Genomic DNA, 25006 nt, shown 5'->3' with positions numbered 1-25006 from the left:
TGCTAACGAATTCCGCGGATTTAGCAGAATCCCGACCAGTCCAAACCATGCCCTAGCGCATCACGCGGCCGAGCACGCGACTAATATATGGGAAGAACTGCTTCTTGCGGCTCACCACACCATCGAGACGGAAACAATCCGGCCCAATCGCCGGGTAGTCGATCTCCGCACTCACGGCATCGCTACCTACCACCAGCAAAATACTAACGTGACGCGAGATATCGGTCACCAGCAAGGTCGCCAGATCGAGACCTCGGTTTGTGATCAGTTTCTGCAACGCAGACACCAGCTCCTCACGACGCGAATCGAATGCGGAAATTTCCACCTCCTCGATCTGGCTGATACTAATCTTCCACCCGCGCTCGTTGAACTCCTTGCGGTCCAACCCGACCATCTCACCAGCAGGCCAACTCTTGAGCATCGAGCCCGCAGCGAAGAAGTCGCGCGTAAACTTGTTCACGTCCACACCGGCAGCATCCGCCAACCAAGGCAGCAACTCGCGGTCCACATCGGTGGTCGTCGGGGACGTCAGGTTTAACGTATCGGAAATCAAGCCCGCCACCAGACACAGTGCGGTCGAGGACGTTGGCGTCAGCCCCTGCTGCTGGAACATACGCCCGATGATCGTCGACGTAGAGCCCACGGGCTCGTTGATGAAACGGATCGGCTCGCGGGAGACCAGGTTCCCGCCCAAGCGGTGGTGGTCCAAAACCTGGACAATATCCGCTTCACTCGCCCCATTCACCGCCTGGGAAAACTCATTGTGGTCCACCAATACCAGGCGCTGGCGTGGAGGATTGAGCAACTCCGACTTGGAGAACACCCCTACCAATGTACCGCTCCCTTCACGAACGACTGGGAACAACACCTGACGCGAGGCCTGCACCTCTTTGATGAATGTGTTCAACGCAGCCTTCTCTGGATACGTCATCACACCACGTTGTACCGCCGACTCAATCGGACGCGAACAACGGATCAACTGCGCGGAGGTCGCTGTATCAGAAGGCGAACGCAGCACTGCCACACCTCGCTCTTTTGCCAACTCTAGCAAGCCTTCCCCCAACTCAGCGGAACTCGTCAAAACAACCGCTCGCACCCCGTGCTCGATCACCAGACGCTGAACCCCGGGACGGTCACCAATCAGCACCAAAAGCTGGCCATCCGGGAAGCGGTTCAGTCGCTCTTCCACCGTATCCTCACTCGACGCCGACACCGTCAGCACAAAAGTCTGCAGTACATCGGTGTAGTCACCACACAGGAGCTCGGCATTCAAGGTCGAGCTCACGTTATCAAGAGAGGTCTCGACCAAACGCGCACTCTCGTGCGAGCCATCGCCGAGCGTCGAGTGCATCAACAACTCGAGCATGTCTTGCGCGGTCAACAATCCGGCCACCTGACCGTCGTCATCCACCACCGGAACCGCCCGCACCTGAGCTCGCTCCATGCGCGAGTAGACCTCGAGGAAAGTTTCGCTGCTGTACGCGACCACCGTATCTTTGCGGCAAATCGTCCCTGCGGTAGGCCGCACGTCCATCAACAACTTCGGCGGCTCGGCACCAGCCTGCTCCAACACCCACTGCGTTCGGGGATTGATCCCACCACAACAAGCAGCCTCCGCAGACGGATCCCCCGTGCGTTGCAAATACTCCGCATAGCCCAACGCGGCACAAATCGCGTCGGTATCCGGGTTCTTATGCCCAATCACATACGTGGACGCCGGAGACATCCCTCCTTTGGGACCGGGTGGCATTGCTGCAGCAGACATAGCAGGTAAAAATCAAACAACGATCAAGGCGCGCACCGTGACGCACACTCACTCTCGTGAAAAGTAAAAAATCCCCCACCTGCCACGGACCAAATCCGTGTAGGCGGGGGATCGTCGGAATCAACTTACAGATTCTTATCAGTCACAGCACCTTCCGATGCGGACGAGGTCAACTTGGCAAACTTGGCGAGTACACCGCGTGTGTAGTTCGGAGTCGGCTCGGACCACTCCGCTTTGCGCGCAGCCAATTCCTCATCGCTGAGGTCAACGGTCATCTCACGGTTGGCCGCGTCGATGACAATCTTGTCGCCGTCCTGAAGCAAACCGATCGCACCGCCCACTGCGGCTTCCGGCGTAACGTGGCCGACCACGAACCCGTGGGAACCACCGGAGAAGCGACCATCGGTAATCAGTGCCACCTCTTTGCCCAAGCCCAGCCCCATCACGGCGCTGGTTGGCCCAAGCATCTCACGCATACCAGGTCCGCCTTTCGGACCCTCGTAGCGGATGACGATCACGTCGCCTTTCTTGATTTCGCCGGCGAGAATCGCCTTCATGCCTGCCTCTTCGCCGTCGAAAACGCGTGCGGTTCCCTCGAAGCGCTCGCCTTCCTTACCGGAAATCTTCGCCACGGCACCACCGGATGCGAGGTTGCCGTACAGCACCACCAGGTGGCTCTCCTTTTTCACCGGGTTGTCGAATGGACGGATAATCTCCTGACCTTCCGGATAGTTCGGATCCACATTCTCCAGGTTCTCCGCCATGGTGCGACCGGTCACGGTCAGGCAGTCGCCGTGAAGCAATCCGGCATCCAGCAACTGACGCAGCAATGGCAATGTGCCGCCGATCTTGATCAGATCGTTCATGAAGTACTTACCACTTGGCTTCACGTCGGCCAAAACCGGCACGCGCTTACCAATCTCGGTAAAGTCATCAATGCTCAACTCCACTTCCGCAGCGTGGGCAATCGCCAGCAAGTGCAGCACCGCGTTGGTGGATCCACCAAGCGCGATCACCAATGTGATGGCGTTCTCAAATGCTTTGCGGGTAAGGATGTCGCGTGGCTTGATCCCCTTGTTGATCAAATTCATCACGGCCGCTCCGGCATCGAAGCAGTCCATCTTCTTCTCGTCGCTGATCGCCGCCTGGGCCGAGCTATTTGGCAAGCTCATGCCGAGTGCTTCAATCGCCGATGCCATTGTGTTGGCGGTGTACATGCCGCCGCAAGATCCCGCGCCTGGGATGGCTTTTTCTTCGATGTCCTGCAACTGGGCATCGTCGATCTCATCGTTGGCGCGCTTACCCACAGCCTCGAACACCGACACGATGTCGAGATCCTGTGCGTTGTCGTGGCTGCAGCCAGGAAGAATGGTTCCGCCGTAAACGAAAACCGATGGACGGTTCATCCGCGCCATAGCAATCAGGCAGCCCGGCATGTTTTTGTCACATCCACCGATCGCCACGTAGCCGTCCATGCCCTCGCATCCGACCACCGTCTCGATCGAGTCGGCAATCACCTCGCGGCTCACCAGCGAATACTTCATTCCCTCGGTTCCCATCGAGATACCATCGGAAATGGTGATTGTGTTGAAGATCACGCCCTTGCCGCCAGCTGCGTCCACGCCCTTGGCCGACTCACGGGCCAGACCGTCGATGTGCATATTACATGGAGTCACCATGCTCCAGGTGGAGGCCACACCGATCTTTGGTTTCTCAAAGTCGTCACGCTGGAAGCCGACCGCGTGCAACATGGCACGACTCGGGGCACGGTCGATCCCATCGACCACTTTCGACGAATAAGGACGTTTGGTTGTATCTGACATAAGCTGGATTGGCGGGTGAATTGCCAAGACGCCAACAAATCACGCAATCCCCCATCTGACAAGCCGCGCCCGGCGAATTTCAAAGGAATCATTCACCGGCTCACGCGGCCGCCGCCAAGCCCAACTCAATCCAGCCGTCCGGCCGCCGCGTTAAACGCTCTGATCAACCGCGACTTTCGCGATCACTTTGCGGATTCGCCCATCGGAAACCAACGGCAAATGCGCATCCTCAGGGAAGAAAATCGCAAACATCCCCGCCTGTACCGGAGTCCAGACATCCGGAGCATCCGCAAACATCTGCGCATCGCCTTCCGCATTGTATTCGTCCGCCGGCTGCGTGCACTGCGAGATCGGCTTCCAGCCCATCTCATCTGTCCCCTCAAGGATCAATTGCACATCGATGTATTTACGGTGCGTTTCCATCAGCGCCCCCTCTTTGCTGCGGCCTTGCGCCTCATCGACCACTGCAAAAACGCGGTCACCATCAATCTCGTGCTTGCCCAACTCCAGCTCGCCCAGGTCACCGCGCGAGAGAAATTCAAATGCCTTGGCAAAGCCACCGTTCAATCCGTAGTACATCGGCGCATTGCCGAGAACATCTAAAATCATGTTGCTAATAAAGGGGTAGGTTTTGAAAAACGGAAAAACACCTCCGCCGCGGCCCGATTCCAATCAGACCCACAGCCAGGAAGAGCCTCCTACGGGCACGCTAACTAGCTGACCGCAATGAAATCAACCACCAATTACACCCAGTGACTCCCGCCCCAACGACTTCCTCTCCCCCACTACCACAGCAAGCGAGAGTAATCCCAGCACCTGCGAATCCACCGATTTTTCAGCCAACCGTTCGAAAACCGCACTTTGACAGCCCCTCCCAGCCGCCTAAGGTTTCTCCCCTCACTGGGAGGCAGGATCTCTCGCCAGATTCCCTGTATGACAGTTTGAGCCCAACCACATCATGAGCACCACGCACCGCATCCTCGTTGCCGACCCGATCTCCGAAGCCGGAATCGAAAAACTCAAAGCCGACCCCGCCATCGACGTCGACGTCCGCATCGGGATCTCCCCGGAAGACCTCCTCGCAGACGCCGCCCTCTACCACGGCATCATCGTCCGCAGCCAAACCAAGATCACCCGCGAGGTTCTGGAAAAAGCATCCAACCTCAAGGCCATCGGCCGTGCCGGTGTCGGTGTCGATAACATCGACGTCGAAGCCGCAACCGAACATGGCGTGATCGTCATGAACACACCAGCCGGCAACACCATCTCCACTGCCGAGCACGCGTTCACCCTCATGATGAGCATGGCCCGCCACATCCCACAGGCACACGCCAGCATCGTCGCAGGCCGCTGGGACCGCAAAAAGTACGTCGGCGTGGAACTCTACCAAAAGACGTTGCTCATTCTCGGCATGGGCCGCATCGGCACCGAGTTCGCCCGCCGCGCCATGGCATTCGGCATGCGAGTCATCGCCTACGATCCATTCCTTTCCGCAAGCCGCGCACGCCTCCTCAGCGTCGAACTCGCCGACCAAATCGACGACGCACTGCCTGAAGCTGACTTCATCACAATGCACATGCCGCTCACCCCGGATACCAAGCACTTGCTCAACCGCGAGCGCCTGACCGAAAAAGTGAAGCCCGGTGTGCGCATCGTCAACTGCGCCCGCGGCGGACTCATCGATGAAGCCGCCCTTGCAGACGCCCTTGAGTCGGGCCGTGTCGCAGGCGCCGCCCTAGACGTCTACGAAGCAGAGCCTCCAGGCGACGACTTCGCGCTGCGCGGCTCGGAGAAGATGGTCTTCACCCCACACCTCGGTGCCTCCACTGTGGAAGCCCAAGAGAACGTCGGCACCGAAATCGCCGACACCGTGCGCAACCAGCTCGTCGATGGCACCGTCGTGAACTCGGTCAACATGCCGAGCATCGATCCAAAGACCCTCGAGGAAATCGGCGCTTACCTCACGTTCACCGAGTCTCTCGGACGCCTCGCCGCCACCGTGGCCCCACGCAACGCAGAGCGCTTCCGCATCGAATACTCCGGCGGCCTGAGCGAAAAAGACACCACCCTCGTCACCCGCGCCGGTCTCAAAGGACTCATCGATGCCGCCTGGGGCGACACCGAGATCAACTACCTCAATGCCCCGGCCAACGCCAAGCGCCTCGGCCTTCAGATCACCGAATCGAAGCAGGCGGATCCTGGTGAGTTCACCGACTTGATCAAAATCATCGTCACCGCTGGCGACCAAACCACCACCGTAGCTGGCACGCTCTTCGGCGGCAAACCTCGTGTCGTGCTCATCAACGATCACCACGTGGAAGGCAAAGCGGAGGGCAACGTCCTGATCGTGGAGAACAATGACCAACCAGGCATGATCGGCCAGATGGGATCCATCCTCGGCAACCACGGCGTCAACATCGCCCACATGGCCCTGAGCCGTAGCGGTGCGGGTGAAAAGGCTTTGGTCTTCATCAACCTCGACAGCACACCGAGCGACGAGGTGCTCGATGAACTGCGCGCCCAGCCGTCAATCCTGTCGGCAGTGACCGCGGAGATCTAACCAATCACTAATCAGCCCTCACGGCCCGCTGGAATCCCCTTTCCAGCGGGCCGTTTTTTGTCTCTCAAAACCAGCCCACAGAATCTCGTGCTTTGAGGGAATCCACGCCGAGGTCGGCCAGCGTTGATAGTAGTTGGAACCATGCCGTTCCACACCGCTAGCCACCACTGACCATGGATCTGGAACTCAAAGGAAAAACCGCCCTCGTTACTGCGTCATCCGGTGGCATCGGGCTGGAAATCGCACGCTCACTCGCCGCCGAGGGAGCCTCCGTCATCATCAACGGCAGAACCGAGGAAAACGTCGACCACGCCATCAAACAAATTGAGGTCCCCGACGCCACGCTCATCCCACTCGTGGCGGACAACGGAACCGCCGAAGGCTGTGACACCACCATCAAGGAACACCCATCGGTAGACATCCTCGTCAACAACCTCGGCATCTACGAAGCCGTAGGGTTCTTCGACGAAACCGACACCTCGTGGCAAAAGCTCTTCGATATCAACATCATGAGCGGCGTGCGACTGGCTCGCCACTACCTCCACGGAATGCTCGAACGCAAGCACGGCCGCGTTGTCTTCATTTCCAGCGAATCCGGCCTCAGCCCCGCCCCGAGATGGCGCACTACAGCGCCACCAAAACCATGCAACTCGGCATCTCCCGCTCGTTGGCAGAACTCACCAAGGGCACTGCTGTCACCGTCAACTCGGTCCTGCCCGGCCCCACAAGGACCGACAGCGTTGAAAAGTTCATTCAGGATGTGTTCCCTTACTCCACTCCTGAAGAAGCGGAACACCGGTTCATGGAAGAAAACCGCCCGACCTCGTTGATCAACCGCTTGATCAACCCACGGGAGATTGGCGACATCGTCACTTTCATCTGCAGCGCCCGAGCCGCAATCATCAACGGCTCATGCATCCGTGCAGAAGGCGGACTCGTCCGAACCGCCTTCTAAATCCCAACCCAACACCCAACCTCCTCCTATCATGGTTATCCGCCCAGCATCCCAACACGACAAGGCCGACATCGAAGCTCTCTATCGCAGCGCATTCCCAGAAGAAGAATGGGAAAAGGTGGCAAAACTGGCGACGGACCTGCTCGATGACGACGCACAAGGGAGCTTTTCGCTCGTCATCGACGACGAAGATGACCAGATCCTCGGCCACGTCGCATTCAGCGAAATCACCATCCCGTCCGAGCCAGAAACACACGCCGCCATTCTCGCGCCGCTCGCAGTTCACCCCGATGCCCAACGTCAGGGAGTCGGCACCGCTTTGGTCAACCACGGCCTCGACATCCTCACCGAGGAAGAAAACAACCTCGTGTTCGTCTACGGCGATCCCGAATACTACGGGCGTTTCGGGTTCACCGTCGAACCCGCTGAAAACTTCCGGCCTCCCTATGAGCTACAGTTCCCCAAGGGCTGGCAAGTCCTGGCTCTGACCGCCGAAGCCCCGCCCGAAGACCCCATCGACATCACCTGCGCCCCCGCGCTCCAAGATCCGACGCTTTGGTAGGCCCACCCTCTCACGCATCCTCCAGTGCTGCCATCTTTTCGCGGCGGCGGGCATCCCGGCTGCTGGTGGTGACTCTCCATTTGGTCGAGAGAAAGGATGCACAAAGCCCGGCGGCCCAAACTCCCAGCGGAGTCGCCGTCGGCACCAGCACCCGCTCGGCTCCAACCAAGTGCGCGTACACCATAAAGAAGACCGCGAGCACGATTAGAAACACCAACGCCGCAGCAGCTTTCGACAAGCGCAACCACAACACCAACGTCGTCAACACAGGCACAATCGCAAGCATCAGCCAATAAGCCCAGTCCGGCAGCTGGGAGAAAACCACCACCGGCGCGCGATGCTCGCCACTGTCGATCGCTCGCGCCACCGCCAACTGCAAGTCCGCAACACTTGTGACACCACCACCGGTAGTTGGGATCGTCGCCGCATCCCTGGCAATCAAGACTACCTTGCCCGTCACGTCTGGAGCCGCGTCGTCCCCAATCCCCGGGGGCGCCACAAAACGTACGGCGGAAACCCAATCCGACTCGTTGCGCACCGCATCAGCAACCGGCACATCGTAGCACCCCGCTTCGTCAATCGGCACCCTCCGGTCACGCCACCGAACCGAATCCCCGAGCACCACCGTCACCTCCGACGGCTTCACCCGGTCCGCAGCCATCGGGAGCGCCAATGGCAATCCGACTACCACCCTATCACCCCGCATAGCCAACAACGGCACCTTCACCCGCCCGTGTACCGGATCCGGCAAAGGTGTCCCGACACTGAGATTGGTAAAACCGGACCGCACACCTGGCAGCTCACCCAAGCGCTCGTCCGCTTCATCCAACACACCCGCCACCTCGATCAGCTGGCCGTCTCCACTCACCGACGTCAAAGGCAGCTCCACCAAAGCACGCTCAACAGGTGCAACCTCATCCCCGCGGGGAATTTCAGCCACATCGGTTAGCCCAAGAGACAGAACCAATGGCGACTTCGCCTGCTGGATCTGCGAACGCAACGAATGAAAATAGACCTCCGGCGCATCCCACCATTGGAGCGGACTGACCACACCAATCGCCGCACAACGCATGCTGTTGAGTTGATCGAGCACCACGGCATAGTCGACAGGTCCGGGAGGCCATTGGTTGAATGTCGACGCGTCGTCTGCGGAAAACTCCACACCGACCACACGCTCGACCTCGTCACCCGGCATCCATTCCCCATCGCGCACTGAGCCCGAATAGACGATCCGCTTGTCCGCTGCGGAGTCGTCGACACCCTCACCCATCATCCGCAGGTCGCGCTCACGCTCGAGGTCAACCCAGCGGTAGTACTCCGGAACGAGCACATCGCGGTTGGCATTCACCACCTCACGCGAAACCCAGTCGTTCCACCCATCGACGACGCCCCCACGCCCCTGCTCCCGCTCGAGCACAAAACCGAGCACGAACAACACCACCCAAACCCCGGCGATCTTTTTCCAGATCGACACACGGTTGGGCAGCTCCTGAGATCGGCCGGTGGTCATCTACTAGGTCTCAAAGGTTGAGCAAAGCCACGATGGCTCACTGACGCACCACAAACACATGAGCCACCTGCTCGGTCGGGCGCAACTCCACGTAGTTCACATGCCCCTGCCACTCGTAGACTTCGCCAGTCATCAAATCCTCCACGTGATACGGCTGCTGGTCAGACAAGCCAAGGAACTCAAGCGGCACGTGCACATTCGATGCCTGAGCATTTGCGTCGTCCATGTTCACGATCACCAAAACCCGGTTACCACAGTTGCTGGAGCGCTTCGCAAAGACGAGCAACTCACTGTTATCCGCACTTCCAAACTCGATGTTTGAATACTCGGCAAACGCAGGATGCTCACGCCGGACTCGGTTGAGATCCGCAATATGCCCGACAATTCCCGGGGCATTCCAATCGCGATCGACCAACTGATACTTCTCAGAGTTGTTATATTCTTCCTTCGGCGGGAATGGATCGTTCTCACAGAATTCGAAACCGGAGTACATTCCCCACGTCGACGACATCAACGCAGCGAGAGTGGCGCGGATCTTGAACTTTTCAGGCGATGCATTCCAGAGCTCGTAGGCAAGGATATCCGGAGTATTCGGCCAGAAGTTCCCACGGTAGTACTCCTTCATCGGCCCCTGCATCAACTCCCGAGCATACTCCGTGAGCTCCTCTTTGTTGGTCCGCCAAGTGAAATAAGTATAGCTTTGGGAGAACCCGATCTTACCCAACTCCTGCATCATCTTTGGCGCCGTGAACGCCTCGGCCAGGAACAAAATGTCAGGCGTGTTCTTACGGATCTCACCGATCACCCACTCCCAGAACGCCACCGGCTTGGTGTGTGGGTTGTCGACGCGGAAAATCCGCACCCCCTTGCTCACCCAGAACTCGAGGATGTTCTTCATCTCACTCCACAAATTGCGCCAATCACTGCAGTGGAAGTTCAGCGGGTAAATGTCCTGGTACTTCTTCGGTGGGTTCTCCGCGTACTTGATCGACCCGTCCGGACGCTGGAAGAACCAATCCGGATGCGCTTTAACATACGGATGCTCCGGCGAGCAGTTAATGGCAAAATCCATCGCAATCTCGATGCCCCGCTCCTTGGCGCGCTCGACCAACCAAACGAAGTCATCGACCGTTCCCAGAGCAGGCTCCACCGCGTAGTGACCACCGGCTTTGCCACCAATCGCCCACGGAGACCCCACATCGCCGGGTTCGGCAGTCACGCTGTTGTTTTTCCCTTTTCGGTGCGCCTCACCAATCGGATGAATCGGCGGGAAGTAGATCACATCAAAGCCCATGTTCTTGGCGTGGTCGAGCAACGGCTCGCAGTCACGCAGCCGCGCGTGGCGTGACGCGTCGCCAAAAGCAGAACGCGGGAAGAACTCGTACCACGCGGAGAAGCGAGCGCGCTCCGACTCCACAATCACCGGGTGGGCAGGCTCCGCGGTCGTCATTAGATCGCGGTCCGCCCAATGCTCCATCAACACACGCACAGCATCCGACTCCATCAACTCGCGCACCTGCGCAGGCTTCAAGGTAGCCATCAACTCCGCCATTCCATCCAACTCCTTGGCAGCCTCCTCCGCACCTGCCTCTTGCGCTCGTCGCGCCGAATCCTTCACCAACAACGCGCCCTCGGCCGTCTCGACACTCAGATCCTCCTGACCCGCGTCATGCTTTTTGCCGAACTCAGAAACCCAGGTCGAAAACTTATCAGGCCACGACGCTACGGTGTACTCGTAACGCCCGGGCTCAGAGAACCGCACGGATCCCGACCACCGGTCGTTCTCCAGTTGATCCATCTTCACCTCGGTCCACTCCGAATCGCCCACAACCCGCCACAACAACGAAGCCGCAATCAGGTCGTGGCCATCCTTGAACACATCCGCACTCACCACGAGCAGCTCGTTCACAATGCGCTTCACAGGATGGCGCCCGCGGTCCACGGCTGGCTCGATAGCCGTAATCACTACACTCGGGGCAAAACTCTGGAGGGAGGTCGTTGGGGTCTCGTTCATGGTCTCAGAACAGGGGAAAATTATTGGTTCCACATGGGAATCCCTATCAACTCGAATAGAAAGCGAAAAAACAGATCATTTACGTTCCCTACCGAATCCCCGCCCCCAGCCCCGGAATCCGACTCGACACAGACGCCTGAGATTTATACCACAGAAACATGACACCGAAGTTACTCGCCCTTGCCGGAAGCAGCCGCGATGGCTCGCTCAACTTCACCCTGCTCAAAGCCGTCGCCGAGATGGCCCGCACCGCCGGAGCCGAAGTCACTGTCGTAGACCAAAGCGCGCTCGAGTTTCCGCTCTTCAACCAGGATCTCGAGGCCCGCGACGGGTTACCTCCCGAGGTCAAAGAACTCAAAGCATTGATGCTCGCTCATGACGGCTTGATCATCGCCTCGCCCGAGTACAACAGCTCAATCACGCCATTGCTCAAAAACGCAATCGACTGGTGCAGCCGGCCCTCGTCCGACGACGAAGAATCCATGGCCGCCTACCGCGACAAAACCGCGTTGTTGGTCAGCGCCTCTCCCGGTGGGTTCGGCGGCATGCGCGCCCTGAATCACCTGCGCGATATCCTGCTCAACATCCGCGTCGCAGTCTATCCGAAGATGCACAGCGTAGGCGATGCTTACAGCGCATTCGGACAAAACGGTGAAATCACTGACCACGAAACCCAGCGCCGCCTCGTATCATTGGTTACCGGGTACGTCGAATTCGCCGGAAAGCTCGGCTGAAACCAGCCCCGCTGAGAGCTCCCAGTTCTCACATCTGCAACATTTTCCGCGCCCCACTCGACAAATACCACCTAAAAGCAACACACTGTACAAGTTATGAAAACCACCCAGATCGCATTGACAGTAGCCGCATCCGTCGCACTCGCCTCCCTCGCCGCATCGTGCTCGAAGGAAGCCGAAACCGCCCCGCCTGAAGCCAAGAAGAGCCCGGGCGAGGTCGTCACGGAAAAAGGCAAAGCCGCCGCTGAGAAAGCAGGCAAGCTCGTCGACGACGCAGACAAGGCCATCGATGAAACCGCCAAGAAAGCGGGTGAGGTAGCCGAAGACGCCAAGGAAGCAATCGAAGATACCGCCAAAAAAGCCGGTGAAATGGCCGAAGACGCCAAAGAAGGCATCTCGGAAGGAGTCGAAAAGCTCGGCGACAAAATGAAGGAGACCGCCGACAAAGCCGAGGAGATGATGCCTGAGTAATCCGCCTCCTCTAAGCTATAAAAAATCCGGCCGGCTGGGGAGCACCCCAACCGGCCGGATTTGTTTTATCTATCTGTCTCGACGTCGGACTAGAACGCGTTGCCGGTTCCGATCAGTGCCACCACACCGAGGATCACGAGCACCGCGATCACCACCCAAAGGTAGACCAGCGTGTTACCCGAAGCTGCGGTAGTCGCACCGCCGCCACCGGCTCCGCCACCCGAAACCGCGTTGCGGCCACGGATCTTACCCTTACGGAGGAAGCCTTCGTAGTTGCGCTGGATGAGGTGGGTCTCCACCTGACGCAGAATGTCGAGGAGCACACCCACAAGAATCAGCAAGCTGGTGCCACCGAAGAACTGGGCAGCCATTGGGCTGATCCCAAACGCGCTCGAAACAAGACCCGGGATGACGAACATCGCGGTCAGGAAGATCGAACCCGCAAAAGTCAGGCGGCTCATCGTGAAGTCGAAGAACTTCTCGGTCGGCTGGCCAGGACGGACGCCCGGGATGTAGCCACCATTACGCTTCAAGTCGTCGGCAATCTGAGCAGGCTGGAACATCACAGCCACCCAGAAATACGAGAAGAAGAAGATCAGCAAGCCACCCACCACGTAGTACGCTGGGTGTGTACCGTCACTCATGTAACGCGCCCAGTTCTGCATGGTCGCATTGTCCGGGAAAAGGAACCCGATGATGAACGATGGGATCGAGATGATCGCGGTTGCGAAAATGATCGGCATCACACCACTGTAGTTGATCTTCAGCGGCATGTACTGCTTCTGACCACCGAGCACCTTGCGGCCCACCACGCGCTTGGCGTACTGGATCGGGATGCGGCGTTGGCCTTCGGTAATCGCCACGGTACCGGCAATCACCAGAGCCATGAAAGCAATCAGCAACACGGCGATCGCTGGGTAGAATGGGTTCACCGACACATCTGCGGTCACGTATTTGTCCCACACCATGAAGATCGCAGACGGCAGCGCCTGGATGATGTTCACGGTAATGATCAGGGAGACACCGTTACCGATGCCACGCTCGGTCACCTGCTCACCAAGCCACATCAGCAGCATGGTTCCGGCGACGATCGTGGTCAGACCCACGGCATAGTAGCCAAAGCCGGCATCACCGAGGATCAGCGGCCCGTAGGTCTGGGAATCGTAGTTCGAGAGGAACGGGTTGGTACCGTTCGTCAGCGAGTGGATCAACAAGCCCCCCTGCACCACGGCAAGCACGATGGTGATGTAACGGGTAAGCTGGGTGATCTTCTGACGCCCGCCGTCTTCGCGGGAAAGCTTTTGCAACTGAGGGACCACAGCGGTCATCAGCTGAATCATGATCGATGCCGAAATGTACGGCATGATACCGAGCGCGAAGATTGCGCAGTTGGTCAATGCGCCACCGGAGAAGATGTTCGCCATGGCGTTGACCGCGGCAGCACCTGCGCCTTCGCCACCGGAAGCAGCGGATGCACGGGCCCACTCGGTGAGGCCGATGGAGTTCACTCCGGGAAGCGGAATAGCGGCCCCGAGACGGACGATCACAATGATCGCCAAGGTGAAGAGAATGCGCTGGCGCAGCTCGGGGATTTTCAGGGAATTCGCGAATGCCGAGATCATGGATGGAGACGTCGTGTCTGACGACGGGATGGAACCTTCAGGTGGTTTCTCTTTCCCCGGGGCGCCGCGGTTCCGTAAACGCCCCGAGTTTAACCGACAACACGGTTGGGGTAATTGCTTACCCCAACCGCGCGATGACTCAACACTTAATGCGAGTCATAAGTCGGATTGGTACAAACAAGGTGAGAGAACCTTACTTGCCCTTGCTGACGACGGTGCCGCCAGCTTTTTCGATCTTTTCCTTGGCGCTTGCGCTCACCGCGTCGACCTCAACGGTCAACTTCTTGGTGATTTCGCCGTTGCCAAGCACCTTGACGCCGTCGTACTGACCGCTGAGAAGGCCCGCTGCGATGAGCGACTCTTCGTTGACGGTAGCACCCTCTTCGAAGCGCTCCTCGAGAGTCGCGACGTTGATTGGAGCGTAGGTGGTGGTGAACTGGGCGTTGTTGAAGCCCTTCTTAGGAAGACGGCGGTGAAGTGGCATCTGACCACCTTCGAAGCCTGGGCGGATCGACGCACCGGAGCGCGACTTCTGACCCTTGTGGCCCTTACCGCAGGTCTTGCCAAGGCCGGAGCTTTCGCCCTTACCAAGGCGCTTCTTGCGATGCTTGGCGCCGTCGTTCGGTTTGAGTGTGTGAAGTTTCATCGTAATAACCTCCTGATTTCAGAGTTGAATTAGATCGCCTTTTGATCAGCGGTCTTTTTGCCACGAAGCGCCATCACCTGCTCGCGGGAGCGCAGCTGGCTGAGTGCGTCGAGGGTCGCCTTGACGACGTTGGCGTGGTTGTTCGAGCCGAGGGACTTGGCGAGGACGTCCTTGACGCCTGCTGCCTCGAGCACTGCACGCACCGAACCACCGGCGATCACACCGGTACCAGGGGATGCAGGACGGAGAAGCACCTTGCCGCCACCGTGCTCACCGAATACTTCGTGTGGAAGTGTTGGGCCTTCGAGCTGGACGGAGTTCATGCGCTTCTTCGAGTACTCGGATGCCTTGCGGATGCACTCGGCAACTTCCTTCGCTTTACCGAAGCCGAAGCCAACCTTGCCCTTGCCGTCACCGGTCACCACGAGAGCGGAGAACGAGAAACGACGGCCGCCTTTGACGACCTTGGCGCATCGGTTGATGAAAACGACCTTCTCGATCAGCTCTGGGCCGTCCGAGTCACCGTCGTTACCACGGCCGCGACGGTCGTCGCGTCCGCGTGGTCCGCGGCGGTCGTTGCGTCCGCGTGGTCCACGACCATCACGGCTGTCAGTGGTTCCCTTAGCACCCCCGGTGGTGGCTGCCTCGGCGGCTGGAGCAGTTGTCTCCTCTGCCTTTGTTGGCTCTGTTTTTTCAGCGTCTGCCATAATATTATTCCTTCCGTTGGTGTGTGGGTTAGAACTTGAGGCCGCCTTCACGTGCTGCGTCGGCGAGCGCCTTCACTTTACCGTGGAAGATGAAACCACCACGGTCGAAGACGACGTTTTCAATGTTGGACTTCTGGGCACGCTCGGCGATCAGCTTGCCGATGCGGGTGGCTGCTGCCACGTTGGCTGCGCCAGTCGCTTCGACGTCCTTCTCGGTGGTCGATGCGGCTGCCAGGGTGCGGCCTGCTTCGTCGTCGATCAGCTGTGCGTACACGTGCTGGTTGGAGAAGAAGACTGCGAGACGTGGACGTGCAGCTGTGCCGGAGATCTTCTTCCGGATACGGAAGTGAACGCGGCTGCGTTTTGCCCTGCGATTCAAAGTACTCATGATAATAAAAGTTCGAAGATGTTAACCTGTAGGTTTGCCAGTCAGTGTTACTTGGAGACACTCTTACCGGCCTTGCGGCGAACGTACTCATCGGAGTAACGGACACCCTTGCCCTTGTATGGCTCTGGTGGATAGTACGCGCGGACGTCCGATGCGAACTGGCCGACCAAGTGCTTGTCGATGCCCTCGACCTTGATCTTGGTGTTATCCGCAACGGTAACGGTAAGACCTTCTGGGATCGGGTGAAGCACCGGGTGGCTGAATCCAAGGCTGAGGTCGATCGCGCTACCTTTGACAGCAGCACGGAAACCAACACCGTGGATTTCAAGGTTCTTGGTGAATCCGGTGGAAACACCAACAACCAGGTTGTTGATCAGTGCGCGGGCGGTGCCGTGCAGTGCGCGGACCTTGCGATCTTCGCTGGTACGCTCGACGACGATCTGGCCGTCTTCTTCTTTGGCGGTGATACCTTCAGGAAGGGTGTACTCCAGCTTGCCCTTTGGTCCGTCAACGGTGACGTGCCCATTGGCATCGATATTGAAGTTCACCTTCTCAGGGATCAAAATGGATTTCTTTCCGACTCGTGACATGATGATGAATTGGTTAGTGGTTCATTCATCGTCCGCGGTTGACGCTGCGGCCTGGGCCGTCAGCAATCCGCGGAACGGATGCGGTGTGGATTACCAAACGATAGCCAGGAGCTCGCCCCCGACGTTGGTTTTGCGTGCCTTCGCACCGGTCATGATGCCACGCGAGGTGGAGAGGATCGAAATACCCAGGCCACGGCGGACGGTTGGGATTTCGCCGGCAGGGACGTAGTTACGGCGACCTGGCTTGCTCACGCGCTTAAGGTCGGTGAGAGCTGGCACTCCGTCGATGAACTTCACAGTCACCTTGATTTCAGGGAACTTGCCATCGTTGATCACTTCGTACTTCCACACGTAGCCTTCTTCCTGAAGGATGCGTGCGATTTCAGCTTTGATCTTCGAGTATGGTGCGGTGAACTCGCTGAGTCCGGCGCGGCTGGCATTCTTCAGCCGGATCAAAAAGTCGGCGATTGGATCAGTCAAAACGCTCATAGGTAGATTTCGTAAGAGTTAAGATGTTTCAGGTTGGTGGTGATGCCGGGCTTATGCAGCTTGCTCGCCACCGGACTTACGGAATGGCACACCCACGAGACGGAGAAGCTCACGTGCTTCGTCGTCGGTCTTGGCAGAGGTGGTGATGATGATATCGAATCCGATCTGACGCTTGATCTTGTCGAGTTCGATTTCAGGGAAGATCGACTGGTCGTTGATCCCGATACCGTAGTTGCCGCGTCCGTCGAAGCTCTTCGGGCTCACACCACGGAAGTCACGAATACGTGGCATTGCGGTGCGGATGAAACGCTCGAGGAATTCCCACATGGTGCGACCGCGGAGGGTCACCTTGGCGCCGATCGCGTCACCTTCACGGAGACGGAAGTTCGAAACCGACTTCTTGGCGCGGGTTGGGACTGGCTGCTGACCGGTGATCTTGGCGATCTCGGCGATCACGTCTTCCACAGCGGCCTTGCGGTCGGCTTCTTTACCGACGCAGGAGTTGATGACAACCTTCTCGATCACTGGGATCTGGTTGACGTTGGCGTAGTTGAATTTCTCCTTGAGCGCAGGGATGACGCGCTCACGGTATTCCTTTTGTAGTGTAGGTAGCGTAGTGCTCATGTTAACTCGGGGTTCCCGATGCTATGAACGGCTGCCACCATGGCGGCCGCCCGCGGATCATCGGGCCTTCGGTTCGGGGGTACCTCCCTGCTTCAGCAAATGCCTGGCAGGCAGGGGCGTGTAAAGTCGCGCCATTGCGCGGATTTACAACAAAAAGTTTTCATCCACCGCCGCAGGGAGGTTGCTCCCTGCCGCGCGGCGAATGAAAACCAAAAAGTATCGGAGATCTGGAGGTCTTACTTGTCAGAGACAAGCTTGACGTTCGAGATGTGGATCGATGCTTCCTGATCGACGATGCCACCCTCTTGGTTGGCAGCGCTTGGCTTCTGGTGCTTCTTGCGCACGTTCACGCCTTCAACGATCACACGGTCCTTCGAGGCAATCACCTGGAGAACGGTACCGGTTGCACCTTTGTTATTTCCGGCAATCACCTCGACGGTGCTGCCCTGCTTGATGGTAGCTTTCTTGCTCATGTGGCAATCAATGGCTGAAGTTAAGTGACGCGGCGGATTAGAGAACCTCCGGAGCAAGCGACACGATCTTCATGTAGTTCTTCTCACGAAGCTCACGTGCAACTGGTCCGAAGATACGGGTACCCTTAGGGTTTCCGTCCTTGTCGATGATAACGATGGCGTTGTTGTCGAAGCGGAGGGTCGATCCGTCACCGCGACGCACTGGGTAGGCGGTACGAACGACAACGGCGCGAACGACGGTGCCCTTCTTGATGCTCGCGGTAGGCGTCGCCTCGCGAACGTGTGCGGTGATGACGTCGCCGACGCGCGCCTGGCGGGTGCGCTTACCGATCACGCCGATCATTTTGGCAACCCGGGCGCCGGTGTTGTCGGCAACCTGGACTTGTGATTCCATCTGAAGCATAGTGGTATTCTCCTTCTAAAATTGGTTTTCAAGGGACCGTCGGCTGAGAGATCTGCAGCGGCGCATCCAGCGTCGCCCTCTCCTCTCCGGCATTCCCGGTTCTGGTTTAGTGGCTCAGCACTTCGACCAAACGCCAGCGCTTGAGTTTGCTCAACGGACGGGTCTCAACGATACGGACCTTGTCGCCCAACTGGGCTTCACCCTTCTCATCATGCGCGTAGAACTTCTTCGACTGCTTGATGATCTTCTTGAACTTAGGGTGTGGAACGCGGGCGGTGAACTCGACAACGATGGTCTTGTCCATCTTGGCCGAGACGACTTTGCCGACGCGGGTTTTGCGCAAGCCTCGAGCGGCTGCGGTGGTGGTGGTGGATTCTTCGCTCATGATGGCAAGTAATTGGTTAACTGACGGGCAGTAGGTTTACGGACCAGGCTTGGGATTACTCCCCAGCGGCCGGCTTCGGCTCGTTCAACAATGTCTGAACACGAGCGATCTCGCGGCGCACGGTACGGATGCGGGCGGTGTTTTCGAGCTGCTCGCTGCCCTGCTGAAGGCGCAGGTTGAGCATCTCTTCCTTCAGCTCACGGCTGCGCTTTTGCAGTTCTTCAGCGGTGAGTTCTTTGAGTTCCTTGAGTTTCATCGTTTCTCTCCCTCTTGGGTTCGATCAGCGCGCCGCCGGATCAATTCTCCGAACGGCGCGCATCAGGTTAATGATTTCGCAGCGTGGCTTACAAACCGTGGCGCTTCACGAAACGGGTGCGGATACCCAGCTTGTTCGCAGCCAGACGGAAAGCTTCCTTTGCCTGGTTCTCCGAGCAGCCGGCCACCTCGAACAACATCGTTCCAGGGCGGACAACCGCAACCCAGCGGTCCAATGGACCCTTACCTTTACCCATTCGGGTTTCAGGTGGACGGGCGGTCACTGGCTTGTGAGGGAAGATGCGGATCCAGACCTTACCTTTACGCTTGAGGTAACGGTTGATCGCAATACGGCAGGCTTCAATCTGGTTGCTGGCAATCCAGCCGCGTCCCAACGACTGAAGACCGAAGTCGCCGAAGGACACTTCCGTTCCGCGCTGTGCGTTACCCCCGCGGTTGCCGCGCTGGGTTTTGCGGAACTTGACTCGTTTTGGCATCAATGGCATGGCAATTTCCTCCTAAATGATAGACAGTTATTATTCGTTCTTCAGATCGTGTGATTAACGACGACCTGCGTCACCACGACGGCCGCCACGACGAGGGCCACCTGGGCGACGTCCGCCACCGCGGTTCTGCGGCTCGGCGTCTTCCTTCTTGTTGATCCAGCATTTGACACCAATGATGCCGTAAACTGTGCTTGCTTCAGCGAAACCGTAGTCGATCGGCACACGCAGTGTCTGGAGAGGCACTTTGCCTTCCTTGTACCACTCGGCGCGGGCGATGTCGGCACCACCAAGACGGCCGCCGCAACGGACACGGATACCTTCGGCACCGAATTCCATAGCGGTCTGCACGGCACGCTTCATCGCGCGACGGAACGAGACACGGCGCTCCAGCTGGAGAGCGATGTTCTCAGCAACCAACTGGGCGTCGGTTTCCGGCTGCTTGATTTCGATGATGTCGATCTTAACAGCCTGATCGCCTGCGATCTTCTGGAGATCCGCGGTCATACGCTCGATCTCGGATCCCTTGCGGCCGATCACGAGACCTGGACGTGCTGTGTGCAGAGTGACACGGACGCTGTTCCAGGCGCGCTCGATGGTGACACGGGCCACAGCCGCAAACGCCAACTGCTTGGCGAGGTATTTGCGGATGGCAAGGTCCATGTGAAGATTGTTGGTGTACTCCTCGCCGGTGGCGTACCACTTCGACCGCCAGTCCTTTTGGACGGCAAGACGGAATCCGATCGGATTGACTTTGGTTCCCATAACTAAAAGTGAGTTCTTGGTGAATTGATTGGTTGGTCGCGGACTCAGCGCTAATTACGCGTTGTCTTCAGCGGCTGCGGTTTCCTGCGTTGGGGCGGCCTTCGCTGCCTTTGGCTTCGATCCACCTTTGGACTTGGCCTTAGGAGCAGGAATTTCGACTTCGTCGCTGACCACGATACGGATGTGGCTGGTGCGCTTGATGATAGGAGCGGCACCACCACGAGCGCGTGGCTTGAAGCGCTTGAAGCGTGGACCTTCGTTGATCTGTGCTTCCTTCACCACGAGCGTGTCGGCATCGAGGTCGAAATTATTTTCGGCATTGGCAATTGCGGAACGCAATGTCTTACCAACGAGGACCGCGGCTTTGCGCGGGGTGAAATTGAGAATATCGAGAGCCTGGTTGACTGGCAGACCCTGGATCTCACGGGCAACATCGCGCATCTTAAGCGGCGAGATACGTGCGTATTTGTAAACAGCTTTGACTTCCATCGTGATTAACGAGCTAAAGTTAAGTGACTAAATTGTGGATTTCCTTTTGGGAGGATTGGCGGGATTTGGTTCGGGGCCTAGTGGATTGTCTATTGGCCGATCCGGGGGCGAGCCCGGTCTCCTACTTTGACCTCGGACAATCCGTTTGCCGATCCTCCGAACGCTAATCCACAGATGTGGTCGCGTGCGTCGACAACCAGGGCGGCGCCCAAGATGCGGTCATTTCGAAAAATTTCAAATGGCATTCCTATTTGAACGCCGCTTTTCTTACCAACGTTGAGCACGGCCAGGCCGAGCTCGGGGTTCAGACTGATGACAGACGAGTCTGTCAGGCTGATCGGTTCGTCGTCCGAGGCGCCCATCGATTGCCCGTTTGAGCGACCGGCGAGCAGCGAATCGGCACTGCGCATCGCCACTTCCAAAGAAGCGCGGGCTGCCAGATCTGATTCGCTGACCGTCGGCAGGAATGTGGTGATCGCCTCGCTCAGCGAGACCAACCGTTCTTCCAATGCTTGACGGTAAACGCGCTCGCTCTCGATAGCCGCCAACGCCTTCAACAGACGCTGACTGACATCTCGATCGTCGCCACCAAGAGCTGTCACCCCGAGGGCTTCGAGCTCCACCTGGATCTCTGCCAACCGTGTACGAGCCGCACGCGACTCCCGGTTGGCTCCGGCCAAACTCTCGGCCAGCGCGGCATTTGCCTGACGCTGACGATCGAGTTCGGCCTCCAGAATGGCGACTTTTTCAAGCGCGGCATTCAATGCAATGCGCTCGTCGCTGACCTGTCCCACCTTGTCTGCTGTCTGGGCCACCGCACTACCAGGCGTGCCAACACCCGCAAATGCGAGCGCCGCGGCAGTGCCGAGCAATGTGACTGGTGACTTGAACAACATAGTGACGAAGGGAATCGAGGTACAGCCACCCGCGGGGCGCGCAGTGCGCAACGCCCCGACGGATGGGAAACGGATTACCTCTTACCGAGGCCGCCGTGTGCGACAAACTTACGGGTAGGCGAGAATTCGCCGAGCTTGTGACCGACCATGTTTTCGGAAACATAGACGCTCACGAAGCTGTTGCCGTTGTGAACGAGGAACGTGTGGCCAACGAAATCAGGGATGATCATCGAGGCACGCGACCAGGTTTTAATCGGCTTCTTGGTGCCGGCTTCGTTCTGCTTGTCAACCTTGAGCAGAAGCTTCTGGCTGACGAATGGTCCTTTCTTAAGTGATCTTGCCATTGCGGTAGATTGTGATCGCTAGAATGCGGGGTTCAAATTAACGCTTCTTCGACTTACGACCTTCAACAATGAACTTGTTGCTGGTCTTGTAGCGCTTGCGGGTCTTCTGGCCCTTGGTGTGACCCCACGGGCTCTTGAGGTGCTGACGTCCACCACCGGACTTCGACTTACCCTCACCACCACCGTTCGGGTGGTCGACTGGGTTCATGCACATACCGCGAACGGTTGGGCGGATGCCCTTCCAGCGGGAGCGACCGGCCTTACCGGAAACTTCGTTCATGTGCTCACGGTTACCGACGGTACCGATGGTTGCGTAGCAGTTCTCGTGGATCTTGCGGATCTCACCGGATGGCATGCGAACGAGAGCGTAGCCGGTCTCGTAGTTGGTAAGCACACACTGCTGGCCGGCGGAACGGGCGATCTGGCCGCCACGGCCCGGGGTCAACTCCACATTATGGATCGAGCTACCGAGTGGGATTTTCTTAAGTGGAAGCGCGTTGCCAACTTTTGGCTCGACGTTTTCACCGGATGCCACGGTAGCGCCCACGGTCAGGCCTGCAGGAGCAAGGATGTAGCTCTTCTGGCCGTCTGGGTACTGGATGAGTGCGATGCGGCAAGTACGGTTTGGATCGTACTCGATTGCGGTCACGGTAGCCGCAGCGTCCTGGCGCTTGCGCTTGAAGTCGACGAGGCGATACTTCTGCTTGGCTCCACCACCGATGTGACGGCAGGTGATGCGGCCTGTGTTGTTACGTCCGCCGGAGCGCTTCTTCGGGCGAAGGAGTGACTTCTCTGGCTTGGTCTTGGTAACTTCGTCGAAGCTCGGCCACTCTTTGTAGCGGTTCGATGGAGTTACAGGTTTGAAGGTCTTCAGTGCCATAATGCTTGGTCAGGTTGAAGGGTTCCCCCGGCTGGCGCTGCCGCGCCTGGCCGGGATGTATTCGAATGCGTATCGGGAATTAGACGAGGTCGATGGTCTCGCCTTCAGCCAGCTTGACGACCGCCTTTTTCCAGTGAGCGGTGCGACCGGCGTCGGCGCGGCGTTCGCGCTTCTTCTTTCCGAGGTAGTTCGCGGTGTTGACGGAGACGACTTTCTTTCCGAGAAGCTTCTCCACGGCCTGCTTGATCTCAACCTTGTTGGCATCTGGATGGACCTTGAACGTGTACTCGTTGTTGGTCTCGGTTCCGATGGTTGCCTTTTCGCTGAGACGGATGCTTTTGATAACTTGAGTGAGATCGTTCATTACTTGGCGGTCCTTCCTGCTAGAGTTTGAAGTGCGTCGGTCGCGATGAGGATCTTGTCGGCACCGAGAAGTTGCTCGACGTTCACTTCATCCGCGGTGATCGGGAGAATGTGCGCTGCGTTGCCAGCGGCCTTGTAGGTGGTTTCGTCAAACGCCTGGGCGATGACCAACACGCTGCGTGCGTCACCAACCAACTCATTGACGAGTGCAACCCAAGCCTTGGTCTTAGGCTCGCTCACTGCGATACCTTCGGTGACCAACACGGAGCCTTCGCTGATGCGCTCGGTGAGCACTTTGCTGAGGGCGAGACGGCGGGTCGACTTGTTGACCTGCTTGGAGTAGTCGCGAGGCTTAGGTCCGAAGACCACGCCACCGCCAACCCAAATCGGCGACTTGCGGGAACCTGCACGTGCGCGGCCGGTGCCCTTCTGGCGCCATGGCTTCTTGTTGCTGCCGCGAACTTCCGAACGGGTCTTGGTGTTGGCGCTACCGGTACGGCGGTTCGCTTGGTAAGCGACCACCAAATCGTGCACGGCCTGAAGACCCTTCGACTCGTCCTCGACGAGTGCGATCGACGCTTTCTTGGCGTCTTCGATGGTGAAAACTGATGCTGCCATAATTAATTCCTCCTAGAGTGTGTGGGAATAATGGTTTGATACTTTGTGCAACGCGGGGCTTAGCCCTTTGGTGCGTCCTTCTTCTTGGCCGGGCGAACCACAACGTACGCGCCGTTGTGACCTGGAACCGATCCGCTGATCAGGATGACGTTGTCTTCCGGACGAACTGCCACCACTTTCAGGTTCTGCACGGTGCGCTGCACCACACCCTGATGACCAGGCATCGCCTGATTCTTCCAAATGCGTGCTGGTGTCGAACCGGCACCCACGGCACCCGGACGACGGTGCATCATGTGACCGTGCGACATTGGCTGACCGCTGAAGTTGTGACGGCGCATCACGCCCTGGAATCCTTTACCCTTGGTGGTTCCGATCACGTCGACCCACTGGTCGGCAGCGAAAAGCTCGGCACCTGGATGAGGTTCTTCGATGTTTGGAAGCTGGTCGTCCGACTCCACGCGGAACTCACTCACGAAGTAAGCTGGCTCGGCGCCGTGCTTCTTGAAGTGACCAAGAGCAGGTGCGTTCACACGCGACTCTTTCTTGGTGTCGTAGCCCACCTGAACCGCCGAGTAGCCGTCGGTTTCCTGGGTCTTGACCTGGATGTAGCGGTTGTCAGCGACGTCGACGACGGTGACAGGGATCATGTTGCCGCTCTCCTTGTCGAAGACACGGGTCATGCCGATTTTCTTGCCTAAAAGTCCAATGCTCATATTACTGGATCGTTGTGTGTGTTGGTGGTTCAGCAGGCTCGTACAGCGGTGCACCCTTGCACATCCCACGACCTGCTGGTCGGAAATTAGATCTTGATGGTGATGTCCACACCTGCTGGAAGGTTGAGCTTCTTGAGCTCGTCCACGGTGTGTGCGGTTGGGTCGACGATGTCGAGCAAACGCTTGTGGGTACGGATTTCAAACTGCTCGGCCGACTTCTTGTTCTGGTTCACCGAACGGTTCACGGAGAACTTCTCGATGCGGGTCGGAAGAGGAATTGGTCCTGCCACTTTGGCGCCGGTGCGCTTTGCGGTTTCGACAATGTCCTTGGCGGAGCGATCAACGGCACGGTTATCAAACGCGCGGAGACGGATACGGATGGTTTGGTTAGACATGGCTGGATTCAGTTGAAATGGTCTTGGTTTCTATAAGGGGTATTAGAGACTGGTTGGTTGGGAC

30 protein-coding genes and 1 pseudogene are annotated in these 25006 nt (G+C 58.1%); 5 read left to right on the top strand and 26 right to left on the bottom strand.

Annotated elements, in window-relative coordinates; translation table 11 throughout:
• Positions 1-52 precede the first annotated feature (52 nt).
• The 3 genes from G3M56_RS04480 to G3M56_RS04470 all read right to left on the bottom strand — a co-directional run bounded on the left by G3M56_RS04480 (position 53) and on the right by G3M56_RS04470 (position 4197).
• Positions 53-1765, bottom strand: a complete 1713-nt coding sequence (locus tag G3M56_RS04480) for a putative manganese-dependent inorganic diphosphatase (protein WP_164364561.1) — start codon at positions 1763-1765, stop codon at positions 53-55.
• Positions 1766-1890: 125 nt separating this feature from the next.
• The gene (ilvD, locus tag G3M56_RS04475) at positions 1891-3588 is read right to left on the bottom strand and encodes a dihydroxy-acid dehydratase (protein ID WP_164364559.1); all 1698 of its coding nucleotides are present in this window, start codon (positions 3586-3588) and stop codon (positions 1891-1893) included.
• A 150-nt stretch (positions 3589-3738) separates the two neighbouring features.
• Entirely contained in the window at positions 3739-4197 is a 459-nt protein-coding gene (locus G3M56_RS04470) for a NanQ anomerase/TabA/YiaL family protein (RefSeq protein WP_164364557.1), read from the bottom strand.
• Positions 4198-4546: 349 nt separating this feature from the next.
• On the opposite strand from G3M56_RS04470, the gene serA reads away from it, so the two are divergent.
• From serA to G3M56_RS04455, 3 genes and pseudogenes are all read left to right on the top strand, one after another.
• Positions 4547-6148, top strand: a complete 1602-nt coding sequence (gene serA, locus G3M56_RS04465; protein ID WP_164364555.1) for a phosphoglycerate dehydrogenase — start codon at positions 4547-4549, stop codon at positions 6146-6148.
• 173 nt (positions 6149-6321) lie between these two features.
• Positions 6322-7103: pseudogene (locus tag G3M56_RS14265) on the top strand (SDR family NAD(P)-dependent oxidoreductase).
• A 31-nt stretch (positions 7104-7134) separates the two neighbouring features.
• Positions 7135-7665 (top strand): GNAT family N-acetyltransferase, encoded by a 531-nt coding sequence (locus G3M56_RS04455; protein WP_164364553.1) that lies wholly within the window; start codon positions 7135-7137, stop codon positions 7663-7665.
• A gap of 10 nt (positions 7666-7675) precedes the next feature.
• On the opposite strand, the gene G3M56_RS04450 is transcribed toward G3M56_RS04455, so the two are convergent.
• The gene (locus G3M56_RS04450; RefSeq protein WP_164364551.1) at positions 7676-9175 is read right to left on the bottom strand and encodes a hypothetical protein; all 1500 of its coding nucleotides are present in this window, start codon (positions 9173-9175) and stop codon (positions 7676-7678) included.
• A gap of 37 nt (positions 9176-9212) precedes the next feature.
• A complete protein-coding gene (locus tag G3M56_RS04445; RefSeq protein ID WP_164364549.1) occupies positions 9213-11189 on the bottom strand; it encodes a maltotransferase domain-containing protein in 1977 nt (658 codons plus the stop codon).
• Positions 11190-11347: 158 nt separating this feature from the next.
• Between G3M56_RS04445 and G3M56_RS04440 the strand changes: the two genes are divergently transcribed.
• Entirely contained in the window at positions 11348-11923 is a 576-nt protein-coding gene (locus G3M56_RS04440; protein WP_164364547.1) for an NADPH-dependent FMN reductase, read from the top strand.
• 96 nt (positions 11924-12019) lie between these two features.
• A complete protein-coding gene (locus G3M56_RS04435) occupies positions 12020-12394 on the top strand; it encodes a hypothetical protein (RefSeq protein WP_164364545.1) in 375 nt (124 codons plus the stop codon).
• Positions 12395-12483: 89 nt separating this feature from the next.
• On the opposite strand, the gene secY is transcribed toward G3M56_RS04435, so the two are convergent.
• The 21 genes from secY to rpsJ form a co-directional block, all read right to left on the bottom strand.
• Positions 12484-14016, bottom strand: coding sequence for a preprotein translocase subunit SecY (gene secY / locus G3M56_RS04430; protein ID WP_164364543.1), 1533 nt, complete (start codon positions 14014-14016; stop codon positions 12484-12486).
• Positions 14017-14209: 193 nt separating this feature from the next.
• Positions 14210-14662 (bottom strand): 50S ribosomal protein L15, encoded by a 453-nt coding sequence (rplO, locus tag G3M56_RS04425; protein ID WP_164364541.1) that lies wholly within the window; start codon positions 14660-14662, stop codon positions 14210-14212.
• Between the two features lie 29 nt (positions 14663-14691).
• Positions 14692-15369: a 30S ribosomal protein S5 gene (rpsE, locus tag G3M56_RS04420; protein WP_164364539.1), complete on the bottom strand. Its 678-nt coding sequence runs from the start codon at positions 15367-15369 to the stop codon at positions 14692-14694.
• Positions 15370-15397: 28 nt separating this feature from the next.
• Positions 15398-15757 (bottom strand): 50S ribosomal protein L18, encoded by a 360-nt coding sequence (gene rplR / locus G3M56_RS04415; protein WP_164364537.1) that lies wholly within the window; start codon positions 15755-15757, stop codon positions 15398-15400.
• Between the two features lie 47 nt (positions 15758-15804).
• On the bottom strand, positions 15805-16347 hold the full coding sequence (gene rplF, locus G3M56_RS04410) for a 50S ribosomal protein L6 (protein WP_164364535.1): 543 nt from the start codon (positions 16345-16347) through the stop codon (positions 15805-15807).
• A gap of 90 nt (positions 16348-16437) precedes the next feature.
• Entirely contained in the window at positions 16438-16836 is a 399-nt protein-coding gene (rpsH, locus tag G3M56_RS04405) for a 30S ribosomal protein S8 (protein ID WP_164364533.1), read from the bottom strand.
• 51 nt (positions 16837-16887) lie between these two features.
• Positions 16888-17460, bottom strand: a complete 573-nt coding sequence (gene rplE, locus G3M56_RS04400; RefSeq protein WP_164364531.1) for a 50S ribosomal protein L5 — start codon at positions 17458-17460, stop codon at positions 16888-16890.
• Positions 17461-17696: 236 nt separating this feature from the next.
• Positions 17697-17933, bottom strand: a complete 237-nt coding sequence (rplX, locus tag G3M56_RS04395; protein WP_164364529.1) for a 50S ribosomal protein L24 — start codon at positions 17931-17933, stop codon at positions 17697-17699.
• A 37-nt stretch (positions 17934-17970) separates the two neighbouring features.
• Positions 17971-18336 (bottom strand): 50S ribosomal protein L14, encoded by a 366-nt coding sequence (rplN, locus tag G3M56_RS04390; RefSeq protein WP_164364527.1) that lies wholly within the window; start codon positions 18334-18336, stop codon positions 17971-17973.
• 106 nt (positions 18337-18442) lie between these two features.
• Positions 18443-18721, bottom strand: a complete 279-nt coding sequence (gene rpsQ / locus G3M56_RS04385) for a 30S ribosomal protein S17 (RefSeq protein ID WP_164364525.1) — start codon at positions 18719-18721, stop codon at positions 18443-18445.
• Positions 18722-18776: 55 nt separating this feature from the next.
• Positions 18777-18977, bottom strand: coding sequence for a 50S ribosomal protein L29 (rpmC, locus tag G3M56_RS04380; RefSeq protein ID WP_164364523.1), 201 nt, complete (start codon positions 18975-18977; stop codon positions 18777-18779).
• An 88-nt stretch (positions 18978-19065) separates the two neighbouring features.
• Positions 19066-19482, bottom strand: a complete 417-nt coding sequence (rplP, locus tag G3M56_RS04375) for a 50S ribosomal protein L16 (RefSeq protein WP_164364521.1) — start codon at positions 19480-19482, stop codon at positions 19066-19068.
• 54 nt (positions 19483-19536) lie between these two features.
• Positions 19537-20244 (bottom strand): 30S ribosomal protein S3, encoded by a 708-nt coding sequence (gene rpsC / locus G3M56_RS04370; RefSeq protein ID WP_164364519.1) that lies wholly within the window; start codon positions 20242-20244, stop codon positions 19537-19539.
• Between the two features lie 54 nt (positions 20245-20298).
• Positions 20299-20733: a 50S ribosomal protein L22 gene (gene rplV / locus G3M56_RS04365; RefSeq protein WP_164364517.1), complete on the bottom strand. Its 435-nt coding sequence runs from the start codon at positions 20731-20733 to the stop codon at positions 20299-20301.
• A gap of 89 nt (positions 20734-20822) precedes the next feature.
• Complete coding sequence (locus tag G3M56_RS04360) at positions 20823-21629, bottom strand: hypothetical protein (protein WP_164364515.1); 807 nt, start codon at positions 21627-21629, stop codon at positions 20823-20825.
• A gap of 74 nt (positions 21630-21703) precedes the next feature.
• Positions 21704-21973, bottom strand: coding sequence for a 30S ribosomal protein S19 (gene rpsS, locus G3M56_RS04355; RefSeq protein ID WP_164364513.1), 270 nt, complete (start codon positions 21971-21973; stop codon positions 21704-21706).
• Positions 21974-22010: 37 nt separating this feature from the next.
• Complete coding sequence (gene rplB / locus G3M56_RS04350) at positions 22011-22853, bottom strand: 50S ribosomal protein L2 (RefSeq protein ID WP_164364511.1); 843 nt, start codon at positions 22851-22853, stop codon at positions 22011-22013.
• A 79-nt stretch (positions 22854-22932) separates the two neighbouring features.
• Positions 22933-23217 carry a 50S ribosomal protein L23 gene (rplW, locus tag G3M56_RS04345; protein ID WP_164364509.1) on the bottom strand — a complete coding sequence of 95 codons (285 nt, stop codon included), beginning with the start codon at positions 23215-23217 and terminating at the stop codon, positions 22933-22935.
• A complete protein-coding gene (gene rplD, locus G3M56_RS04340; protein ID WP_164364507.1) occupies positions 23217-23834 on the bottom strand; it encodes a 50S ribosomal protein L4 in 618 nt (205 codons plus the stop codon). The genes rplW and rplD overlap by 1 nt, the downstream gene beginning before the upstream one ends.
• Positions 23835-23893: 59 nt before the next feature.
• Positions 23894-24547 carry a 50S ribosomal protein L3 gene (gene rplC / locus G3M56_RS04335; RefSeq protein WP_164364505.1) on the bottom strand — a complete coding sequence of 218 codons (654 nt, stop codon included), beginning with the start codon at positions 24545-24547 and terminating at the stop codon, positions 23894-23896.
• A gap of 86 nt (positions 24548-24633) precedes the next feature.
• On the bottom strand, positions 24634-24942 hold the full coding sequence (gene rpsJ / locus G3M56_RS04330) for a 30S ribosomal protein S10 (RefSeq protein ID WP_164364503.1): 309 nt from the start codon (positions 24940-24942) through the stop codon (positions 24634-24636).
• Positions 24943-25006: the final 64 nt, after the last annotated feature.

Origin of the sequence: Sulfuriroseicoccus oceanibius (assembly GCF_010681825.2) — a bacterium.
Taxonomy (GTDB): Bacteria; Verrucomicrobiota; Verrucomicrobiia; order Verrucomicrobiales; family SLCJ01; genus Sulfuriroseicoccus; species Sulfuriroseicoccus oceanibius.
Note: the sequence above shows the minus strand (reverse complement) of the source record. Positions and strands in the feature narration are given on the sequence as shown.